Raw genomic sequence first — 20,493 nt, 5'->3', positions numbered from 1 at the left:
ATGATGCAGCATAAAACGCTTGATCGACTTACACTACAAAATCTAATCAATGCTTATTGTTTTGAAACTGGGCGCGGCGATATTATTGCCGTAGAGCAGCAGGATGATATACAGAAGCAGGCCTCACAAAATAAGCCTCTATTAGTGCTAATGCTATTGCCTTCGAACACGGTAATGGTCGTACCTGTCGACAGAGTGAGCCAATTGGGTCAGCATCGTTTGGCGGGCACGCCGCTTACATTGAATAAGCAGGTAAGCATACGATCAGACTCAACATTAGACACGCAACTGGACGACCCTTTGCAAAACAGCCGATGGATAAAATCCTCTGCTATGAGCCTAGCGTCTTTGATTATTGAAGACATCGTGCATCGTTATAAAGACAAAGCGACGCTAGATGCTAATGGCGTATTAAAGCGCTGGATTGAGAGTTATGAAGGGCTACAGATTATTTTAGAGCATCGCAATGATGAGATTGATGACATCGTTGACTATCAGCAAGACTTTATTCAGACCGAACAAAACCTTATTTACGGTCATGCCATGCATCCTACACCCAAAGGCCGTGCCGGCTTTTATGGTGCCGAGTGGGCGAAGTATGCCCCCGAGACCAGTAGCAAAACCCAGCTGCATTATTGGCTAGTGCACCCCAGCTGCATTACAGAAGAATTCGTAGATGGCGACAGTATTACCACAGCGCTCAAATCAAAGCTACAAGCTGATATGAGTGGCTATCAACAGCAACTTGTGGATGAGCATCCAGACTATAAGCTGTTACCATTGCATCCTTGGCAAGCAAGGTTTTTGCAGCAGCAGCCGTGGTATCAAAAACTGCTAGAAAAAGGTCAATTGTTTGACTTGGGTGAACTCGGTTGGTATCTACATCCAACGACATCAGTACGCACACTAGCGGCCTTCGATGCGCCTTGGATGTTTAAACTGTCGTTGTCTGTAGCGATTACCAATTCAGTGCGGATTAACCTGCCCAAAGAATGTAAACGCGGTATGCATGCCTGCCGAATATGGCGTAGCGACTATGGTACTCAGCTCAAAACCGAGTATCCTACGATTGCGGTATTGAATGACCCTGCTTGGATTGCCTTACGTGTGGATGGAAAAATCATTGATGAGACCATTTGTATCTTACGTGACAACCCTTTTACAGAGGATACGCAAGTCACCAATCTTGCCAGCTTAAGCCAAGACCATCCAACCCGTCTCACCAATCGTTTAGAGACATTGTTTAAGTCCATCCATAAACGGATAGATGAACCTTTAGAACAGGTGGCTATCCAATGGTTTGACACTTATTTGCAAGTTGGTTTTATACCGCTGGTTCATATGTATTATCAGCATGGTATTGGTTTTGAGGTACATCAGCAAAACAGTCTGATCGAGCTAAAAGACGGCTATCCTACTAAGTTTTGGGCCAGAGACAATCAAGGGTTTGGCTATATTGCGGAGTATGCCACGCCGCTCATTGACGCTTATCCCGAGCTTATTAGCGAAGGAGAGTGCGTCATTCCAGAAGACTTTGCCGACTCAAGATTTGCCTACTATCTAGTTGGTAACAGTATATTTGGTCTTATCACTGCTATTGCTCGCACTCAGCTTGTGAGTGAGGATGCATTAATCACGACGTTTAAAGAGTGTTTAATGGCTTTAGAGCAACAATACCCACATCGCTCGTTATTTGATTTGTTATTGCGTAGCCCTACATTACCGTTCAAGGGCAATCTACTCACCAGACTCTATGCGCTCGATGAGCTAACCGCACCTGTTGAAACCCAGTCTATTTATGTCGACATCCCAAACCCTATGATGACGTAGCACGTCATATTGGAACGGTAAAATTAGCACACGATAGAAGTTAGGGTTCAACAAGAATTAGGGCGTGTCCTCAATTCAATCGATAGTTATCTAAATGGGTTAAAAATGGCTAAATCTTGTCAAATGGCGTCAAATAGCTGACTAATATCTCGATATTATCTGCGCTATTTTCCTTGTTTGACTGCGATTTATCTCATTTTTATCACCATTTTTAAAATGAGGACACGCCCTAGCATCAGAATTAACGTGACCACCAAATCACTAAGGGGCGACAGTGTTAGATATTATTGGTATTGGCGTAGGGCCGTTTAATTTAAGTTTGGCGGCATTACTGACAAAGACAAACGTAACTGCCAAGTTTTTTGAGCAAAAAGCTGAGTTTAATTGGCATAAAGGTATGATATTGCCAAACACCACACTGCAAGTGCCTTTTATGGCAGACTTGGTGACATTGATAGACCCAACCAGTCCGTATTCCTTTTTGAATTATTTGCATACTCAGCACCGATTGCTCAAGTTTTACTTTTTAGAAGAGTTTAAAATTTATCGTAAAGAGTACAATCATTATTGCCAATGGGTAGCAGGGCAACTGGATAGTCTGAATTTTGATGCGGCAGTGATAGACGTAACGTTTGACGACAATAATGATGGGTTTGTAGTGACAGTCTCTGAACAAGGCAAACAAAACACCTATCGTGCTAAAAATCTGGTCATAGGCACAGGAACACAGGCGACGCTACCACCATCGTTGCAAGATATTGCCAAACAAGCACCCAACCGCTGCATGCACACCGCTAATTTTGCAGACAATTTTGACTTGGATAGCCTCAATGCTAGTAGCCTTGATCTGAATAGTACCAAGACAGACAACAAGCTGACCAAAATACTGGTGTTGGGATCTGGGCAGTCCTCAGCAGAGGTGTATCGAACGCTGTTTGATCAGCAGTTTGATGGCGATGATAGTACTAATGACGACCCTAAGTTTCAGCTAGATTGGATGACGCGCTCGGCAGGATTTTTCCCCATGGAGTACTCGCCATTAGGTTTGGAGCATTTTAGCCCGGCTTATACAGATTACTTTTATGATTTAGACTCAGCAACCAAACCTCAAGTTACTGCCAAGCAAGATCTGCTCTATAAAGGCATGGGCTTTGAGACCATACGTGATATCTATCATCGCCTCTATGAGCGCAGTATTACCAATCAAGATTTGTATTCGACGTTGCTGTCTAACTGTGAAGTGGTTGAGGCAACGCTGACAACAATGCTAGAAGTGCCAGCGCCGACAGACACCATAAAACTGGTGGGTAGACAGCGTCAACAGAATCAAGATTTTACTGCTGAGTATGATTGTGTGATTGCTGGTACAGGCTATCGTTACGGTCTGCCTAAGTGTTTAAATACGCTACTGCCTAGCATCGCGCATGATGCGTTTGAGCAGCCAGTCATTGATAGAGACTATGCACTGAAATATGTGCTAACGCATCAAAAAGACATCGCGACCGATGGCAAGATTTTTGTACAAAACCAAGAGGTCCATACTCATGGCGTTGGGGCACCAGACTTGGGGCTGGGTGCTTATCGAGCAGGATGCATCATCAACCAGTTAACAGGTGAGCAGACTTACGACACTGACGCCTTAAAAGTATTTCAAAAATTTGGCGCGTAGTTTTTATAAGCATTATATTGAACAGAAACGATATTAAAAAACACTAGGGCGTGTCCTCATTTTAAAAATGGTAATAAAAATTAGATAAGTTGCAGTCAAACAAGGAAAATAGCGCAGATAATATCGAGATATTAGTCAGCTATTTGACACCGTTTGGCAAGATTTAGCCATTTTTATTACCATTTAGATAACTATCGATTGAATTGAGGACACGCCCTAACCACATAGCAAAATAATAACTAGGAGCAAGTCATGCCGACCATCACCCAAAACCTACCCGATACGTTTAGCATTGAAGCTTATCAAAAGACGTTTGCATTGCGACCTGTCAAATACCCAGATGATATGCCATTGCTGTATAAATGGATGCATGCTGAGCATGTGGTCGATCAGTGGCAGCTACATCTCCCAATGCCGCAACTAAAAACCCATTTTGAAAAAATGCTGGCCGATGATCATCAGCGTCTCTACCTCATACTTTGTGATGATAAGCCGATTGGCTATACAGAGATTTATGAGACGGCTCGTGACCGGTTGTCTCATTATTACAAAGCCAAAGAGACGGACATGGGCTGGCATATTTTGCTTGGCGATCCAGCGGTGGTTGGCAAAGGCTATCTAAAACCAACGGGTTTGATGATCAGCAAGTTTATATTTGAGCATACTGAGGCCAAAAAAATCGTGGGCGAGCCCGATAGCAAGGTTGAGGTGTATCAATGGCTAGCAGATAGCTTTGCCTATAGAGTACAACGCCTGATTGAGATGCCAGAAAAGACCGCCGCTTTGTATTTTTGCAATCGCGATGAGTTTTTAGAATCTAGAGGGTATCTCAGCTTTTATGGTGCCACTGCTTAATGAGCAAAGCACTTATAAATAAGGAATCTACCAATGAGTCGCCTATAAACGAAGCCTCGAATAGTAGTGGTAATGGCTTTACCGACAAACAGGTACAGCAGGTGTTGCTGACACTACTGCTCGGCGGTACGGTGGTCAGCTTTAGTAATAGCGCACTCAATCCAGCGATTCCTGTCTTTATGTCGGTGTTTGATGTCGATATCGTGATGGGCGGCTGGGTGCTAAATGCTTATGTCTTGGCCATGAGTGTGGGGCTGATGCTGAGTGGATACTTAAACAAAAAGTTTCCTTTTAAGCATGTTTATTTGGCGGCAATTTTTGGATTTATGCTGGGCTCAGTCATTGGGATGCTGGCGTCTAGTATGAGCTTTGTCATCATTGCCAGAGCCATACAAGGACTGAGTGGCGGTCTGATTATCCCGCTATCTATTGGTATGCTGTATCAGATTTATCCGCAGCAGCAGCACGGCAGAGTAATGGCGCTATGGGGCATTGTTATTATGATGTCGTTGGCGTTTGGCCCTTTGGTCGGTGCTTACTTGGTTGAGCAGTTTGCGTGGTGGACACTGTTTGCCATTACCTTGCCACTCAGTGTGGCGGTCATGGCGATGGTATGGCGGCTAATACCTGATATGCGCTCACATGACAAAAAAAGCCCTTTCGATACCATCGGGTTTATCAGCTTACTCACTTGGCTGCTTGCGATGATGGTTTGGCTGAGCACGCTGAAGATAGACTTCACTAGTGGATTGCTCAGCAGTGACGGCCTATTAAAGATAGCCACGTTGGGTTTGTTGTCTGTCGGATTCTTGCTGTCCGCAATGGTTTGGTGGGCATATGAGCGGCGGCAGCGTCATCCGTTATTGAACGTGCGCTTGTTCCGTAATAAAACCTATTTGCACAGTAATATCATTAGTATTAGCCAAACAGTTGGTTTGATGCTGTGTCTCTTACTATTGCCCGTATTGATACAAGACGTGATGGGCGAGAGTGCTTTATGGACAGGCGTTGTCCTAATGGTCGCGACCCTCGTGGCCAGTATCACCACGCATTACGCTGGCAAGATGGTAGATAAGCAAGGTGCCAGAGGGATTGGCATCGTAGGAATTGCGATTAGTGCGCTGTCTACCTTGATGCTGGCATGGTGCTTGTATCAGCCCACGCTTTGGCTATTAATGTTGATTATGAGTATGCGAGGTGTCGGAGTGGGTCTAGCATACCTACCAACCACGACCGTTGGGTTTAGCAGCTTACCAAAAGACTCTGTTACTGAGGGAGCTGCCCTTAATAACATCAGTCGCCGCATCATCTCTACCATATTTATCACGCTGTCCACCCTTTATATAGGCAGTCGAAGTGCGCAGTTATTAGCAGCAGGTAGTAGTGACGGCATGGCAAGCGCGATCCAAGAAATACTGGTGGTCATCGCGGTGATTTTATTATTCACAATCCCTTCAGCGTGCAAATTACCACGATCCCCATAAACAAATACCCCGTATCGGGGTTTACTTTAACTTATTAACGTAAATAATTATCATTCGCTTTATATGCATCTAACTTCATACTTTTATTTGATTCAATTTTCAGACAGGAAGCTTATACCTATGTCCAATCATCTAGCAAACCCTACCAAAAACAATAATAGCAATCATAGTACTGACGTCACTTATGCAACTAAACCGTGGCAATCATCTGTCGATTCTAAAATCATGGCACGCGCTGAGCAACGAGTGATCAAGCAATTGCTACAAGCATTACTATATGAAAATATTATTGATTTTGAATCTGAAAGTGCGAACAACGCTCATGACAGTGCTGATAGTGAGACTCTGCTGAATTTTATTATCAAAGTAGATGGTGATGTCTGTTATACCGCGCAAGGTTATATCCATTATAGTTTTGACATCATTCGTTTAAATGAGCTAAATGTGCAGCGAGTGGTTAATGGTGTTGCTCAAGACGCTATTCTTGAGCATGTAATCAGTGATATCTTGCTCAACATTGAGGGTGCAGAACTCAAAGACAGCTTTATCAAAGAGCTGCGCCATACCTTAGTGAATGAAGCACAATCTCAGATACTGACTTCTAATATACCTGTGCCTATTGATACGCTCACTTATGAGCAACTCGAAGGCTATTTGACGGCAGGGCACCCTTATCATCCTTGTTTTAAGTCTCGTATCGGTTTTGATTTACAAGACAACTATAACTATGGGCCGGAATTTGATCAGAACATCTACGTAGTGTGGTTGGCGGTCAAAAAACAGCTACTGGTGAGCAATACCACTACTGGTATCGATATCAATGAATGGGTGAAAGATTATGTAGGTGCGGATGAATTTTCTGCACTCAATGCCAAACTCATAGAAGTACTTGCAATCGCAAATGAGACGGCTAATGACTATTGCCTAATACCTGCACATCCTTGGCAATGGCAAAACACCTTGATTCAAGCATTACAACCATTGCTTGCCACGCAAGAAGTTATCTATTTGGGTAGTGCAGGTCATCAGTACCGCGCTCAGCAGTCTATTCGCTCATTGACGATGCTTGGTAATGCTGATGACAATGTTAACGGTGATAATGATGCCAGTAATAATAAAGCTTACTTAAAGCTAAGTATGCATCTGATTAATACCTCAAGCACGCGAATACTAGCAAAGCATACCGTGATGAATGCTGCTGTTGTCACCACTTGGTTGAATCAACTGATTGCAGATGACAAAACTGCCCAAGCATTACCCATTGCATTTTTGGGTGAGACGGTTGGCATTAGTTTAGACCATGAGGCGTTACGCACACGTGGCTACCAGCATCCAAATATGTATGGCGGGCTGGCTGCGATTTGGCGAGAAAACGTAAACCAGTATTTATCAGAAGGTCAAACAGCATTTCCGCTCAATGGTGTCAGTTATATCAATGCTGATGGCTCGCATCTGATAGCACCTTGGCTTGATAAATATGGTGTAGAGACATGGATTGCGCAGTTAATTAAGGTCACTGTCACTCCTTTACTACATATCTTATTTGGTTATGGTGTGGCACTAGAGTGCCATGCGCAAAACATCGTTTTGGTACATGAAAATGGTTATCCCATAAAAGTCTTATTAAAAGACTTGCATGACGGGGTTCGTTATTCACCTAATCATTTGACCCAACAACATCTGCGTCCAGACTTTTATAGCTTGCCACCTGCCCATGCTGCCTTAAATAGAGGCTCATTTATCGAGACCGAAGATACCGATGGTATTCGTGATATGACGGTTGCTTGCTTGTTTTTTGTGGCGTTGTCAGACATTGCGATTTTTATGCAGACGCATTATCACTATTCTGAAGTGACGTTTTGGCAACAAGTTGCTAACTGCGTGACCGACTATCAAACCTCTCATCCAGAGCATCAAGTACGGTTTGACTTGTTTGATGTATTCGCTGAACAAACGCGCATTGAGTCATTGGCTAAGCGCCGATTATTCGGAGATAAAGCATTCCCGATTAAATACATCAATAACCCATTATTTAAAAGTCAGGGGTAAGACGATGCATACCTTATTTCCTGTACAAGATTCTGCGCAAAACAGCCACCTTGATGCAAATCCTGATTCAGATGTCGAGGCCATTCAATGGTCGCTGATTAGTCATTTGGTAGAGTGCTTCCTATTAGAGCAGTGGGTGGATGAGCATTTTATTCAAGTGACAACTACCACTGAGTACTTGGCAAATCATCAGACGACTCAAGTTCAAAATGTACGTCAATCTTTAGAAATGCTATCAGAGCAATATCGAGATTTCTTTGATCAAAATAACCCGTTAATGGTGATAAGAATCGACCAAGAGAGACAGTTATTACTACTGGTCGAACCTGCTTATGCTTCACCATGGCGATTATCTAAATTCTGTCTGCCTATCATACATAACGTCAATGCCAGTCTGAACAGCAATCTTAATAGCATCCTTAATAATAGCCATCATGTAGATAGCGCTTTGCTCGAGCCAGTAAGCTCAGCACAGCACTTGTTAGACATCTTTTTATTAATGATGGATAGTGCCACGTTGTCTGATGTCGGTGTCTTAAAGCTAAAAGAGAGCTTAGAGGCTTCTTTTATAGCTCAGAAACAATCAGCAACTGCAAATATCGCGACTACAGTATGTCAGCATACGCATTGGCATCAAACCTTGATTGCAGCGGAGCAGTGGGCCTCGCTCATGGATCGTCCTTTTCATCCATTGGCAAAAGGTAAATTGGGCTTTACTGCACAAGAATATAAACGCTATATGGCAGAGTTTAACCAGCCCATTACGCTGGTATGGGTCGCCATTGCCAAAAGCCATGTCATGGTGGCAGAGCATGTTCAAGACACAACAACGCAAAATCCAGCGGCCTACCTTTTGGACACTACGCAGCAGCAGAAATTGATGCGAGAGCTAGACGATAAAGGTATTACGCAGACGCACATTGCGATGCCCGTACACCCTTGGCAAATGACTCATGTGGTTGATGACATATATGCCGACGATCTTGCCAATGGCACAGTTGTTTCCCTCAAGTTTGACAAGCTAATCACTTATGCCAGTTCATCCATGCGCAGTATGCTGATTGATGCTGATACGCCAAATAGCATTAAGCTGCCCATAGGTGTGTACGCACTAAACTCAAAGCGTTACTTGCCAGCCCTCAAGCTGATCAATGGTGAAAAAAACCAAGCCATATTGATGCAGGCAAGAACGTTAGACCCTGTACTATCAGCACAGCTACGGTTATGGGATGAACGTCTATGGTGGGGTTATATGTCACCCTCTCATTTGCATGATAAAAGCGCTATCAATCCTTACTTTTATCAAGAAAAACCCACGCATTTAGGCGCGATGCTACGTCAACTGCCAGCAGATCTTTGTGACGATAGGATTCGACTGTTACCAATGGCAAGCTTGGGTATGTTGGTATATCAGCAAGGTGTCAGTCATCATGTTTTTGATGGGATTGTTCAGGACAGCATCCAGCATGGTAGCCAAGACAGCGCGCAACAGAATAAAAAACCCGCTGTCATAGCGTGCTTTAAGAATCTTTGTGATGTGTTTTTGGGGACTATGCTGCGCTGTCTACGCCTAGGGTTTGCGCCTGAGATGCACGGGCAAAATATTGTTATCGTATTAAAAGACAATCGTTTTACCAGTCTGTTATTGCGTGACCATGACTCTGTACGCATCTATGTACCATGGCTGGCACGCCATAAAATATCAGATCCTGAATATTTAAGCCCGCCAGATTTTAAAAATCGTCTATATCGCGAGACGCCGCAAGCGCTAATATTTTATCTACAGTCGCTAGGGTTACTGGTTAATCTTCGGGCGATTATCGAGTCATTGGTTGAGCACTATTATATCAATGAAGAGACTCTGTGGCACGAGGCAATGATAAGTATTGAGGAATCCTTGGTGACTATCGATTTTGATGACGATCAACGTCAGGTTATCCGTGATGAGTTATTGAACGGTTCACATTATCCGCATAAAACATTGCTATTGCCCGTTATTGCCCGTGGCGCTGATCCTCATGGCAGTATGCCAGCGGGAGAAAGTAAAACGATCAATCCGTTTACGCGTGTCAAGAAAAGTAGTTAAAATTATGAAATACCATGATGAGAACATAATGAATGATATTGATATTCACGACCTTATAGACGGTTATAAAGAGATAGGTACCTCAACCATTGGTCATCTGACTGGGGAAGGGTATTTACCAGATATTAAACCACTCAATCCCTGCACGGCTACCATAGTAGGCCGAGTGTTGACAGTCCAACTAACATCGGACAATACGGATGTGATCAATCAGGCACTGATTCAAGCAGCGCCTAATGATGTGTTATGTATTGATGCTCAGGTATTGGGCGTCACCGCATGTTGGGGAGCACTGCGAACTTGCGCGGCTATCTATGAGAAGCTATCCGCCGTCATTGTCATTGGACAGGCAACGGACTCGGTACAGATTCAACAATTGGGCTTTCCTGTATTTGCAAAAGGCGTCAGTGCTGTGACCACCTTTAAAAGCGATCACATACAAGGCACGCTAGCATCCGATATTGTCTATCGCTTTGGTGAGCAGACAACGATTATCCGTTCAGGTGATATCGCTATGATGGATAACGATGGTGTGTTTATATTGCCTGTTGATGTAGCGCAGAAGTTATTACCAGATTGTCAAAAAAAGCACAAAGAAGATGAGGTGAAGTTTCAGATATTTTTTGAGGCTTACCGTAATAATCAGTTGGATAAGTTGTTTGAAAGCCAGTGAAGTTATTAATAATAGAACGACTCAAGCGCACCTAAAATTGGCATATATTACTACTTACAACAAGGTAAAAATTCATCTGGAAATAAAAACAATTATCATTTACAATGCTATTCACAAAGTTAGTACACACAGTATTATTAGCTAAATATAACTGATACCACTATTTGACGACCCAACTAAGTGAAGTAAATATGAAAAGCCATCATCAAGTTGCTCTATCCGTTCTTACCCTCTGTATTAGCCAGCAGTTATATGCACAAACCAATGATAATACGGCATCTGTGGCCGAAGATACTTCAGCAGAGCTGGCGTCGAGTGCAGCATCAACTGAGACGCCTAATGTGACTTTAGATACCATTAAAGTCACTGCTAGTGCCAGAACAGGTACTGCACTGGCTCAGAAGATTAGTGAGATGCCAGCCGTCACGCAAGTGATTACTGAAAGCGAGATTCAGATGCAGGCGACGGGCAACCGTACCACTGGTGACGTATTGGCACAGCTGATTCCGAGCTTAGGTACCAGCAGTGGTTCGACCAGCAACTATGGCACCACCATGCATGGCCGCCCAGTACAGTTTTTGCTAAATGGTGTACCGTTAAGCGGTTCACGCAGTCTTTCACGTGAGCTCAACAGTATTGATACGTCACAGCTTGAGCGGGTAGAGGTGCTTTCGGGTGCCACCAGTATCTATGGTGCTGGCGCATCAGGTGGTCTGATTAACCTTGTGACTAAATCTCTGGTGGGTTATGGCCCTATTAGACAAACCAGAGTGGGCGTTAGTAGCAGTCGTGACTTTGATTCAGATTCATTTGGCTATAATGTAGGGCAATCTTTAGGATATGGCGGCGAGCGGGTTTATGGGCGCCTAGATGTTGATTATGAGACCAAAGGTGGTAAGTTTGATAGCAAAGGCGACCGAGTTAGCCCTGATGTCAACCAAACGGATCAACAAGATACCGAATCACTAAGTGTGAACGGCAGCTTAGGTGTAGAGCTAACGGACACCCAACGTCTTGATCTCGCAGTGACTTATTATAAAGATAAGCAAGATACTGACTACGGCCCAGACTACGGTGATGGTTTAGCAGTGTTATATGGTGCCAGCCCATCTTTAGTAGCCATTGATGGCGCCAACGTAGAAAACCAGCCTTATACCGAAAAAAGCTCGGTAAATTTAAATTATAGTGATGATGATTTTGTAGGCTCAGGTTCTAGCTTAAGCTTGACTGGTTACTACAGAAACGAAAAAGGTCGTTTTTACCCTTCCGTTAAAGCTGTAACAGAGCAAGATGATTATGTTTATTATGCAAATGGTAATCCATATTTTATCACTCAGTCAGAAGCGGAAATTGATGTCATGGGTCTGCGTGCCGCCATGCAAACAGAAACTGAACTTGCTGGTAAAAAGACATTATTTAGCTACGGCGCTGATTTTGAACGTGAAAACAGCGAGCAAACCTACGATGGACAAGACTTTACGGCATTTTATGTTAGCAATGGCTTAACGGCTAAAACAAACGGTCTCACCTATAATGCTGGACCAGATACCACCATTGATAAACTGGGTGCTTTTGTCAATGCAGATGTGGATTTGACCGATAAGTGGCATACCAGTGCTGGCGTGCGTTATCAAAAGCTGTCATCGGATACTGATGCCTTTGTACCGGTCTACGAACAAATGATGGAAGAGTATTACGCTAACGATCCTACAAATAATTATGAAGCAGGAACGGTAGAAGCAGGCAGTACCGACCATGACAAAGTACTCTTTAATCTTGGTACCAGCTATCAGATAACACCGAAAGATCAATTGTTTGCCAATTTTTCACAAGGTCTTGACACCGCAGATATACAGCGAGCGCTGCGAGATGTGCGTGCCGGCTTCGTGGTTAATTCAGACAATGTTCAACCGATTGCAACCAATAACTACGAGTTTGGTTGGCAGGGAAAACACGGTGATACAGCAGCACGCTTGAGCGGTTTTTATAACGAATCAGATAAAGTAGTACGCTTTACAGACAGCTATACTGTCGAGGTTGTGGATACTGATGAGCGTGTTTATGGCGTAGAAGGTTCACTTACTCATGATCTTAGCGATCAGTGGCAAGTGGGTGGTAGTGTGGCATATACCCGTGGTCAATATGACTATAATGGCGATTGGTTGGAGCTAGATGCTGTGCGCCTAACACCGCTAAAAGGTACTGCATTTGCTCAGTATAACTTTGATGAAGGCAGTAACATACGTCTGCAAGCATTGGCCGTTGGCGGTGATGATAGAGCCTCTAAAGATCAACAAAAAGACCCTGATTCTAGTGCATTGCCAGTTACGGGTTACATGACATTGGATGTGTTGGGACAAGTAGAAATGCCAGTAGGCCGAGTAGGTTATGGTATTTATAACCTACTTAATAAAGACTATTTAACGGTTTACCATCAAACCACTTACGGAGACCTGAACCGCTTACCAGCAGCAGGCACCACCTATGGTTTAAGCTATACCGTCGATTACTAAAAACAGAACGTATAAAAACCCTTCACGCTATGAAAATTTAGCGTGAAGGGGTTTTTATGTTTTGATTGTCAGTAATACGGCTACCTACACGTCGTAGAAACAACATCATTACTTTTTAGAGTTATTTCGGAGCTCATCTATATAGTTTGCCCAATCCTGCATCATCTCTACTCTGATATCTATCTCATCGAGTCTGTTGTAAGCACCACCATGCGTGTCTTTGATTCGATGACCCAGCTGCAATTCTGTGACAATATCCGAATAACGTAACTCTGGCTGTTCCATTAGCAATGTTTTAGCCGATGCCCGAAATCCATGCGCACATTGCACATCTTTGTATCCCAGCCGATGAAATATCTGCACCAACGTGGCTTTACTAATATAAGCATTGCTTGAACCGCGCATCGAGGCAAATACATGTTCTTTGTGGCCCGTGATTGACTGAATGTGTCGCAAACGTGCAATCACTTGTGTCGCCAATGGTACGACTAAATGCGAGACCATATCATCACGACCTTCGCCTTTAATAGGAGAGAACGACCACAAGTTATTATCCCAATCTATATCATCCCAACGCATAGACCGTAAATCGATACTACGTACAAACACATAAGGTAATAAGTTCATCGCCTCTAATGTAATCTTACTTGCACCTCTAAAATCAGACATATCCTTTAAGAGAGTCGCAAATTGATCTGGCTTGGTAATAGCTGGCAAATGATTGCCTGAGTTGGCAGGTGCAAGCTCACCACGTGTATCAATCGCCACATTTCTATCGCACAGTCCTCTTGCGACAGCGAATGAAAACACCTTTTCAGTATATAGCCGAGTGCTTGCACCAACGAAAGTCGCTTGGTTTTCATTGTTTTGAATCGACTCACACAAGCTTAATATCATCTCGCTGGTGATATCGTTCATTCTCAAGTCGCCAATTTCACGACACATATATCCGAGGCATAAATCCCAAAACTTAAGGGTCGACTCACTAAATGACGGTTTTTTAGATTTGCCTTGTTGGCGACCTGATGTTTTGTGATCTCGCCACGCTTTTGCAATCTCAGAAAATGGTGCGTTTTTTAGATGAGCATATTTATTGGTTTGCTCTTTTTGATGGATGGCTTTAGGGTCAGAGCCTTTTGCGACCGTATTAAGTATAGTCTCTGCTTTATACTTAACTTCATAAAGACTTATATCTTCAACTTTACCCAACATCATCCTAGGTCGCTTACCATTGATGTGCGGATGAGAATATCGCAGGTAGTATTCCTTTTTACCATTTGGATAAATACGAAGACTCAAACCTGCCACACCTGAGATGCTGACCGAATAGTCTTTATCTCGGCATTCAAGTTTGTTGATGTCATTTGCATTGTCGACAGCCATGATGTGTATCCATAAATATAATAAGTAAGGCGAATGATAGGTTTAGGATTTATAACTTATGAAAAGCGTCCTATCTATAAGCATAAAGAACTATTGGACACTGGTATGGACACTAGTATTTGAAAATATAACCTATAAAACCTTTTAAATAATGGTTATTCATACCTAATTATCCCCAAGGTTCACTTGGGGATGATTATAGCATAATGGTCAAAATAAGGGGTAGGCCATGTAGTTGTTGGCCTACACACCATTTTTGCCGGTTATTTTGAGAGATGATTAAACATCATTTTGGTACAGACAGTCCATTAGGTAAGCATTTGAGAGGATTTTATATAAAACACATGCTCCTGTACTCGCACAGAATATTTAAATCGGGGTCATAGTACTGTTCTGTGCAAATATGAAGCATGGCTGCAGATAGCTAAATAGCGAGCGAGTGAGAGTGATATTGCAGAATGAATTAATACTAAGACGGCTAAATGCTCAGGCAAATATTATCGAGCTGACTGAACAGCTCATTTTTCGATGGTTAAATTCTCAATGCACTTAAGTAACGTTTGAGTCGCTTACCTTCATCAAAGATAAAAAGTATTGGGGTTATTCATTTCGACGCGGATTATTTGAAGTACAAGAGGCTGACTTTATAGTTATTGCCAATGCTATGAATATACATATTGACAGGGCATAAACCCGATTTGTTAATTACGCTATTGAGTAGGCGTTTCATTTTATTTTTTGGGATACAAGTGGAGAATAAAAAGTGATCATTAATCCAAAATATGCCGGACCTTTAATAGGCCTTATTATTTCTTTAGGGATGAGTTTTGTGATGTCCTTTGTCATGGTTTCTATGAATGTAGGATTCACCGCAAATTTTTTAAATAAGTGGATGCATGCTTGGGCAGCGGGGTTTTTAATTGGTTTTCCTGCATCTGCTGTATTTGTTCCTATTGCTAGAAAGTATGTGTTTATTCACATAATACGTTTAGGTTTGTTATTAAGTAAATGTTGCACTATTTCACGCAGTACGGGGTTTTGCATGCGATTGGCTGGATAGACCAATGAAACAGGTGTTGCAGGCATATGAAATGGTTCAAGAATAGATACGAGTTGGCCACTATTAATATAGTCCTGCACTAAAAAATCAGGCAAAAACGCGATACCATGACCTGCGGCTGAGTATTCAGCCGTAATATTTCCGTAATTAACTTCAATCGTTCCTGTAACATTAACATGTCGCTCATTGTTACCTTCAAAGTAGCGCCAGCGACAGGGGGTACGAATTGAGGAATCAAGTATACAGTTGTGTTTTGTAAGTTCTTTAGGATGTTGGGGTGTACCGTATTTTGCTAAGTAATCAGGACTTGCGACATACAACATATTTAATTCAGTAAAATTTCTCGCAATAAGCCGAGAATCCGACAATTCATGTACTCGAATAGCAAGATCAATACCTTCCTCAACTAAGTTAATATAACGATTTAGTAATATAAGCGTGATTTTTACAGCAGGGTGTTGATGCAAAAACTCCCCAATTAAATGAGTGATACCAAGTTGTTCAGCATTAGGGGGAGCACTAATTCGAAGGTGCCCAGCAATGATGTGCTGATTGATGTCTGCTCGACCCTCAAGGTTTTCCAAAGCATCAACAATCAGATTGAACTGCTCTAAATAATACTCACCTTCCGCAGTGAGGTTCATCGCACGCGTTGTGCGATGAAGCAATTGACAACCAAAGTGCTTTTCTAGCTCAGATACCTGCTTGCTAACCGCAGAAACAACAATACCCAGTTGGTCCGCTGCCTTGCTAAAACTGCCCAAATCGAGAACAACTTGAAAAGTTGTTATAGCACGAACAATATCTATTTTTCTCTTCATATGAATAGTGTTTTTGTTTTTAGATTGTTTTTCAATTATAAGTCTATTGTTATACTTTACTCAACCTTAAAGAGACTGGAATAAACAATATGAAAATTTTATTAATAGGTGCCTCTGGCACTATCGGAAAAGCAGTAACTAAACGCCTAGCAAATAACGATGAGATTATAGCTGCAGGATACTCAAACGCAGATGTGATTGTGGATTTAGGTAGCGCAGAGTCAATTAAAAAAATGTTTGAACAAGTCGGACAAGTTGATGCGGTTATCTCAACCGCTGGGGTTGCAAACTTTGGATCTTTTGATCAACTTTCTGATGATGAGTATCAACTAGCACTTAACAACAAGCTAATGGGGCAAGTTAACTTAGTACGCTTGGGACGTGCTTATATTAGCAACGGTGGTTCAATAACGTTAACCTCGGGTGTATTGTCACGAGAGCCTATGATTGGTAGCACAGTCGTTAGTATGGTTAATGGCGCATTGGAAAGCTTTGTTAAAGCAGCGGCGATTGAAATTGACAGCTTTCGACTTAATGTTGTGTCTCCAATTTTTGTAAAGGAAACAATGGCTATGATGGGTATGGACACCGAAGGCGGCCTGTCGGCAGATGACACAGCTAAGGCATATGTTGCTGCTGTAACGGGTTCAATGCATGGCGCAACACTTGATGCCCCTGATCACGTTAATTAACCTGAAATAGCTGCTTGAGATGGATTTATTATCCAGAATTCAGGTTACTTAATTTTATTTAGAGGGAATAACGAATTGCTCCTATGCCATTGGACATGAGTAATTCGTTATTCCCTCCACAACAAAGTATTAATCAAGGGTGCCAACGAATATTTGCAGTCTATTTTTAATTGCCTTTATGTAAACTTGGTCAGTTATCTATTGTTAGATGGTATGATGCCACTGGTTTTTTGCGGCTCAATGCTGTTAACTGATGGCGTATGGACGTAATCAGCCAAGCAGCTGTCATAACATTATCTAAGGTGATTAATTTTGATTTCTTATAATAAAAACATACTATTACTAACATTATGTGCAGGATTTATCGTATCAGGATGTACTCAGCAGAAGGCCAATAGTGCAGCTGTGTCAGCCAAGGTCGATAGCGCGCCTACACAACTCATCAGTAATCATGAACAACCAAAGCAAGAGTTGCTTCAAGCTCTGCGATTCTTTGAAGACAGCTGTGGTTTTGTAGATGGCGCAAAAAATAATGGCTTTGATGCTAGCCCGAGTGAAAAAGACTTTTATGCGTTCAAATCTTCTTTTATTGGTCATGATTCTAATGCCGCATTTGAAGACCAATACTATCTAAAACCATTGTCCAGTGTACCCAAGCAGTACCGTAAGGCCATTGATGATATTCAGGTAGAGCAGGATGAAGAAGGCAGTATGCGTTATAGTGTTTACTTCAAAAATGCGACCTACCGCGACCATGACCTCGACAAGCTTGTTATTTTCTTTAAACCTGAAACTGATTACGCTTACGATACGTTGTATTTTAAAAATAAGAACTTTGTCGATTTAAAGCCTTCATTCAAACAAGTCTATGTAGATTGGTTAGGCGGTTATAGCGGCGCTGTTTTTAAGAAAATAACTCAGTGACCTGTGATTACAGCCGTTAGATTAGGGCGTGTCTCACAAGATTTACGGTTCAACATCGCTTAGTGTTTGAAAAAGCTTGTCAATAGATTGGGTGATTTCATATTCATTGAGACTCCCAAACCCAAAGCGTATATGTGATGGCTCTTTTTGTGTTTTGTTAAAAAAAACATTTAACGTCGAGTCATCATTGTCAAAATTTGCCAGATTTTTCCCTTTAGAAATTTTCGATATATCTACCCATATGGCCAATCCTCCCGTAGGTAAGATAAAGGATATTTGATCACCAAATATCCTTTGAAACTCTTTAGCAGCATGATTTCTCCTTTCCTTGTATTGTTGCCTTACTTTCCTAATATGCCTTTTTACTTCTCCAGATTCCATCAAGTCAGATAAAACATGCTCTGTAATCGTATTGCCTTGTCTGTCGATAAGCACGATCTCTTGAGCGGCTCTTTTTATAAAATGCTGATCAGCCACGACATACCCCAATCTTAGCCCTGGTGCAAACACCTTTGACATCGAACCAATGTGAACCACATTTTCGGAGTTGTGCAGGCTTGCTAATGGCGGAATAGGGTTGGTGTCATAGTGAAACTCATGATCATAATCATCTTCAATGACCGCAAAATTATAGAGTTTCGATAACTCTAACAAAGCGAGTCTGCGATGCATCGGTAGGCAAACGGTAGTGGGATATTGATGATGGGGCGTCACAAAAACCCCTGCCACGTCATTATTTGACAGGATGTGGCGCAAGTGGGTGATATCCAAACCTTGCTCGTCCAGCTGACATTTTAAGACTGTAAACCCGCTTGCTTCGAATGCCGCCTGTGCTGGCAAGTAACACGATTCTTCCATGACGATAGCACCCTCTTGCGGGTTAAGTATCCTTGATGCTAAATAAATCCCCATTTGACTGCCTCTGACAATGCAGATTTCTTGTTCAGAACAATTCATAAACCTTTCGCTCGTCAACATCTTTTGAACAGAACAACGCAGTTCAATCGCTCCTCTAGGGTCGCCATAGCCAAGCTTGGAGTGCCGACTAAGGCTAATACATACTCGGCGATAGGTTCTTGCTAACAGCTCGTAAGGAATCAATCGAGCATCGGGTATGCCGTCATTTTTTATGGATAAATAATCAGACAGCACTATCGCATTTTCATATAGCGTTTCCGTCAGTTTAGACGATGATTTGGTTGTCTTTAAAGGGCTGATTAATTTTTTATCTGACTCTAGTAAGTGATGCTCTGGTAGCACATGAGAGACAAAAGTCCCTTGTCTCAACTTGCTTTCAAGCCAGCCTTGCACCTCAAGTTCTTCGTATACTTGCTGGACCGTTTTACGGTTTATGCCTAATTGCTTTGCTAAAGAACGGGAGCCCGGCAGCTTTCTCCCTGCATTCAGACGGCCACTTTGAATGCCTTGCGTTATATAGTTTAGTAGCTTCAAGTGCAGGGTCTTACCCGACGCATCTTCTAAGGTAAATTGAGTATCCCAAAGCATAAACGTTGTCGCTCCTTTTTCTGGACTATTCTGGAATATGTTGTCAGAACCATACGGTAGATTTTATCTGGACCAGTAAGTTTTTAATATCTGGCTCTTTGTTTTAGTCCAGATTATCGCTAATCTGTGTTCATTGTCAACGCATCACTTAAAGGAGATATACATGACGACAATGAATATGACTAAAGACACACTCATGAAAAAAGCCCAGCACGATATGGAAACGCTTATCCAAGACATTGGTTTGACCGATCGTCAAAAGCTAGCAGCGACATGCCGTATTTTGTTTGATAAAGGTCATGATGCAGGATTGGCAGGACAAATCACTTGCCGTTCTGAGGCTCAGGGGACGTTTTTGACTCAGCGCTTTAGACTAGGGTTTGATGAGATCAGTGCTGATAATCTGATAGAAGTAGATCAAGACCTCAAGCCTTTAGATGGACAGGGTATGGCCAATCCTGCCAACCGTTTTCACACATGGATATATAAAGAACATCCAAAAGTGAACTGTATTATCCATACACATCCTACTTATATCGCTGCACTGTCCATGTTGAAAGTGCCGTTAATCATCTCTCACATGGATACGAGCGCGCTATATAACGATTGCTCTTTTGTCGCTGAGTGGCCAGGGGTGCCTGTGGGAAATGAAGAAGGGCAGCTCATATCGAATGCGCTGGGCAACAATCGTGCCGTGTTTCTTGCTCATCATGGACAACTGGTCGCTGGCGAAACGATAGAAGAGGCTTGCAACCTAGCAATACTCATTGAGCGGGCCGCTAAGTTACAACTACTGGCAATGGCCAGTGGCCAGATTCAACCAATATCTCCTGAGTTGGCACAAGAAGCGCACGATTGGGTTTCTACAGACAGAAGAAACAAAGTGAACTTCGCCTATTATGTAAGACAAGCACTCAAAAACCATACTGACTTTATGTAAGGATTAAC

Annotated in this window: 15 protein-coding genes; 12 read left to right on the top strand and 3 right to left on the bottom strand. The window is 42.5% G+C overall.

The features are described 5' to 3' along the window. From AAEY75_RS00320 to AAEY75_RS00285, 8 genes are all read left to right on the top strand, one after another. On the top strand, window positions 1–1,830 hold the full coding sequence (locus AAEY75_RS00320) for an IucA/IucC family protein (RefSeq protein WP_352257645.1): 1,830 nt from the start codon (window positions 1–3) through the stop codon (window positions 1,828–1,830). Window positions 1,831–2,104: 274 nt separating this feature from the next. Continuing rightward, window positions 2,105–3,499 (top strand): lysine N(6)-hydroxylase/L-ornithine N(5)-oxygenase family protein, encoded by a 1,395-nt coding sequence (locus AAEY75_RS00315; protein ID WP_352257643.1) that lies wholly within the window; start codon window positions 2,105–2,107, stop codon window positions 3,497–3,499. 252 nt (window positions 3,500–3,751) lie between these two features. Beyond that, the gene (locus AAEY75_RS00310; protein ID WP_352257641.1) at window positions 3,752–4,354 is read left to right on the top strand and encodes a GNAT family N-acetyltransferase; all 603 of its coding nucleotides are present in this window, start codon (window positions 3,752–3,754) and stop codon (window positions 4,352–4,354) included. Further along, window positions 4,354–5,838: an MFS transporter gene (locus AAEY75_RS00305; protein WP_352257639.1), complete on the top strand. Its 1,485-nt coding sequence runs from the start codon at window positions 4,354–4,356 to the stop codon at window positions 5,836–5,838. Before AAEY75_RS00310 ends, AAEY75_RS00305 begins: the two co-directional genes overlap by 1 nt. Window positions 5,839–5,958: 120 nt before the next feature. Then, a complete protein-coding gene (locus AAEY75_RS00300) occupies window positions 5,959–7,887 on the top strand; it encodes an IucA/IucC family protein (RefSeq protein ID WP_352257637.1) in 1,929 nt (642 codons plus the stop codon). Between the two features lie 4 nt (window positions 7,888–7,891). After that, on the top strand, window positions 7,892–9,973 hold the full coding sequence (locus tag AAEY75_RS00295) for an IucA/IucC family protein (RefSeq protein ID WP_352257635.1): 2,082 nt from the start codon (window positions 7,892–7,894) through the stop codon (window positions 9,971–9,973). A gap of 28 nt (window positions 9,974–10,001) precedes the next feature. Next, on the top strand, window positions 10,002–10,646 hold the full coding sequence (locus tag AAEY75_RS00290; RefSeq protein ID WP_352257633.1) for an RraA family protein: 645 nt from the start codon (window positions 10,002–10,004) through the stop codon (window positions 10,644–10,646). Window positions 10,647–10,837: 191 nt separating this feature from the next. After that, on the top strand, window positions 10,838–13,159 hold the full coding sequence (locus AAEY75_RS00285; RefSeq protein WP_201589629.1) for a TonB-dependent receptor: 2,322 nt from the start codon (window positions 10,838–10,840) through the stop codon (window positions 13,157–13,159). A gap of 108 nt (window positions 13,160–13,267) precedes the next feature. On the opposite strand, the gene AAEY75_RS00280 is transcribed toward AAEY75_RS00285, so the two are convergent. Beyond that, complete coding sequence (locus AAEY75_RS00280; RefSeq protein ID WP_352257631.1) at window positions 13,268–14,542, bottom strand: tyrosine-type recombinase/integrase; 1,275 nt, start codon at window positions 14,540–14,542, stop codon at window positions 13,268–13,270. 763 nt (window positions 14,543–15,305) lie between these two features. On the opposite strand from AAEY75_RS00280, the gene AAEY75_RS00275 reads away from it, so the two are divergent. Beyond that, the gene (locus tag AAEY75_RS00275; protein WP_352257629.1) at window positions 15,306–15,602 is read left to right on the top strand and encodes a DUF2798 domain-containing protein; all 297 of its coding nucleotides are present in this window, start codon (window positions 15,306–15,308) and stop codon (window positions 15,600–15,602) included. Here the strand turns inward: AAEY75_RS00275 and AAEY75_RS00270 are convergent. Continuing rightward, window positions 15,518–16,423, bottom strand: a complete 906-nt coding sequence (locus tag AAEY75_RS00270) for a LysR family transcriptional regulator (protein WP_352257627.1) — start codon at window positions 16,421–16,423, stop codon at window positions 15,518–15,520. The two genes, AAEY75_RS00275 and AAEY75_RS00270, sit on opposite strands and share 85 nt — an antisense overlap. Before the next feature lie 89 nt (window positions 16,424–16,512). Between AAEY75_RS00270 and AAEY75_RS00265 the strand changes: the two genes are divergently transcribed. After that, window positions 16,513–17,115: a short chain dehydrogenase gene (locus AAEY75_RS00265; RefSeq protein WP_352257625.1), complete on the top strand. Its 603-nt coding sequence runs from the start codon at window positions 16,513–16,515 to the stop codon at window positions 17,113–17,115. A gap of 312 nt (window positions 17,116–17,427) precedes the next feature. Next, window positions 17,428–18,039, top strand: coding sequence for a hypothetical protein (locus tag AAEY75_RS00260; RefSeq protein WP_352257623.1), 612 nt, complete (start codon window positions 17,428–17,430; stop codon window positions 18,037–18,039). 42 nt (window positions 18,040–18,081) lie between these two features. Here the strand turns inward: AAEY75_RS00260 and pdxR are convergent, their stop codons facing one another. Then, window positions 18,082–19,545, bottom strand: a complete 1,464-nt coding sequence (gene pdxR / locus AAEY75_RS00255; RefSeq protein WP_352257621.1) for a MocR-like pyridoxine biosynthesis transcription factor PdxR — start codon at window positions 19,543–19,545, stop codon at window positions 18,082–18,084. A 163-nt stretch (window positions 19,546–19,708) separates the two neighbouring features. On the opposite strand from pdxR, the gene AAEY75_RS00250 reads away from it, so the two are divergent. Beyond that, a complete protein-coding gene (locus tag AAEY75_RS00250; RefSeq protein ID WP_352257619.1) occupies window positions 19,709–20,485 on the top strand; it encodes an aldolase in 777 nt (258 codons plus the stop codon). Window positions 20,486–20,493: the final 8 nt, after the last annotated feature.

The organism is Psychrobacter sp. TB55-MNA-CIBAN-0194 (genome assembly GCF_040309505.1).
In the GTDB taxonomy this organism is placed as follows: Bacteria; Pseudomonadota; Gammaproteobacteria; order Pseudomonadales; family Moraxellaceae; genus Psychrobacter; species Psychrobacter fozii.
The sequence above is the reverse complement of the archived record's forward strand: the minus strand, read 5'-3'. Positions and strand labels throughout refer to the sequence as shown.

Bases quoted from the DNA above. Each gene is read 5' to 3' on its own strand.
- AAEY75_RS00305 (WP_352257639.1), top strand. From the start codon at position 4,354: ATGAGCAAAGCACTTATAAATAAGGAATCTACCAATGAGTCGCCTATA.
- AAEY75_RS00280 (WP_352257631.1), bottom strand. From the start codon at position 14,542: ATGGCTGTCGACAATGCAAATGACATCAACAAACTTGAATGCCGAGAT.
- AAEY75_RS00320 (WP_352257645.1), top strand. From the start codon at position 1: ATGATGCAGCATAAAACGCTTGATCGACTTACACTACAAAATCTAATC.
- AAEY75_RS00310 (WP_352257641.1), top strand. From the start codon at position 3,752: ATGCCGACCATCACCCAAAACCTACCCGATACGTTTAGCATTGAAGCT.
- AAEY75_RS00300 (WP_352257637.1), top strand. From the start codon at position 5,959: ATGTCCAATCATCTAGCAAACCCTACCAAAAACAATAATAGCAATCAT.
- pdxR (WP_352257621.1), bottom strand. From the start codon at position 19,545: ATGCTTTGGGATACTCAATTTACCTTAGAAGATGCGTCGGGTAAGACC.
- AAEY75_RS00270 (WP_352257627.1), bottom strand. From the start codon at position 16,423: ATGAAGAGAAAAATAGATATTGTTCGTGCTATAACAACTTTTCAAGTT.
- AAEY75_RS00250 (WP_352257619.1), top strand. From the start codon at position 19,709: ATGACGACAATGAATATGACTAAAGACACACTCATGAAAAAAGCCCAG.
- AAEY75_RS00265 (WP_352257625.1), top strand. From the start codon at position 16,513: ATGAAAATTTTATTAATAGGTGCCTCTGGCACTATCGGAAAAGCAGTA.
- AAEY75_RS00290 (WP_352257633.1), top strand. From the start codon at position 10,002: ATGAATGATATTGATATTCACGACCTTATAGACGGTTATAAAGAGATA.
- AAEY75_RS00285 (WP_201589629.1), top strand. From the start codon at position 10,838: ATGAAAAGCCATCATCAAGTTGCTCTATCCGTTCTTACCCTCTGTATT.
- AAEY75_RS00295 (WP_352257635.1), top strand. From the start codon at position 7,892: ATGCATACCTTATTTCCTGTACAAGATTCTGCGCAAAACAGCCACCTT.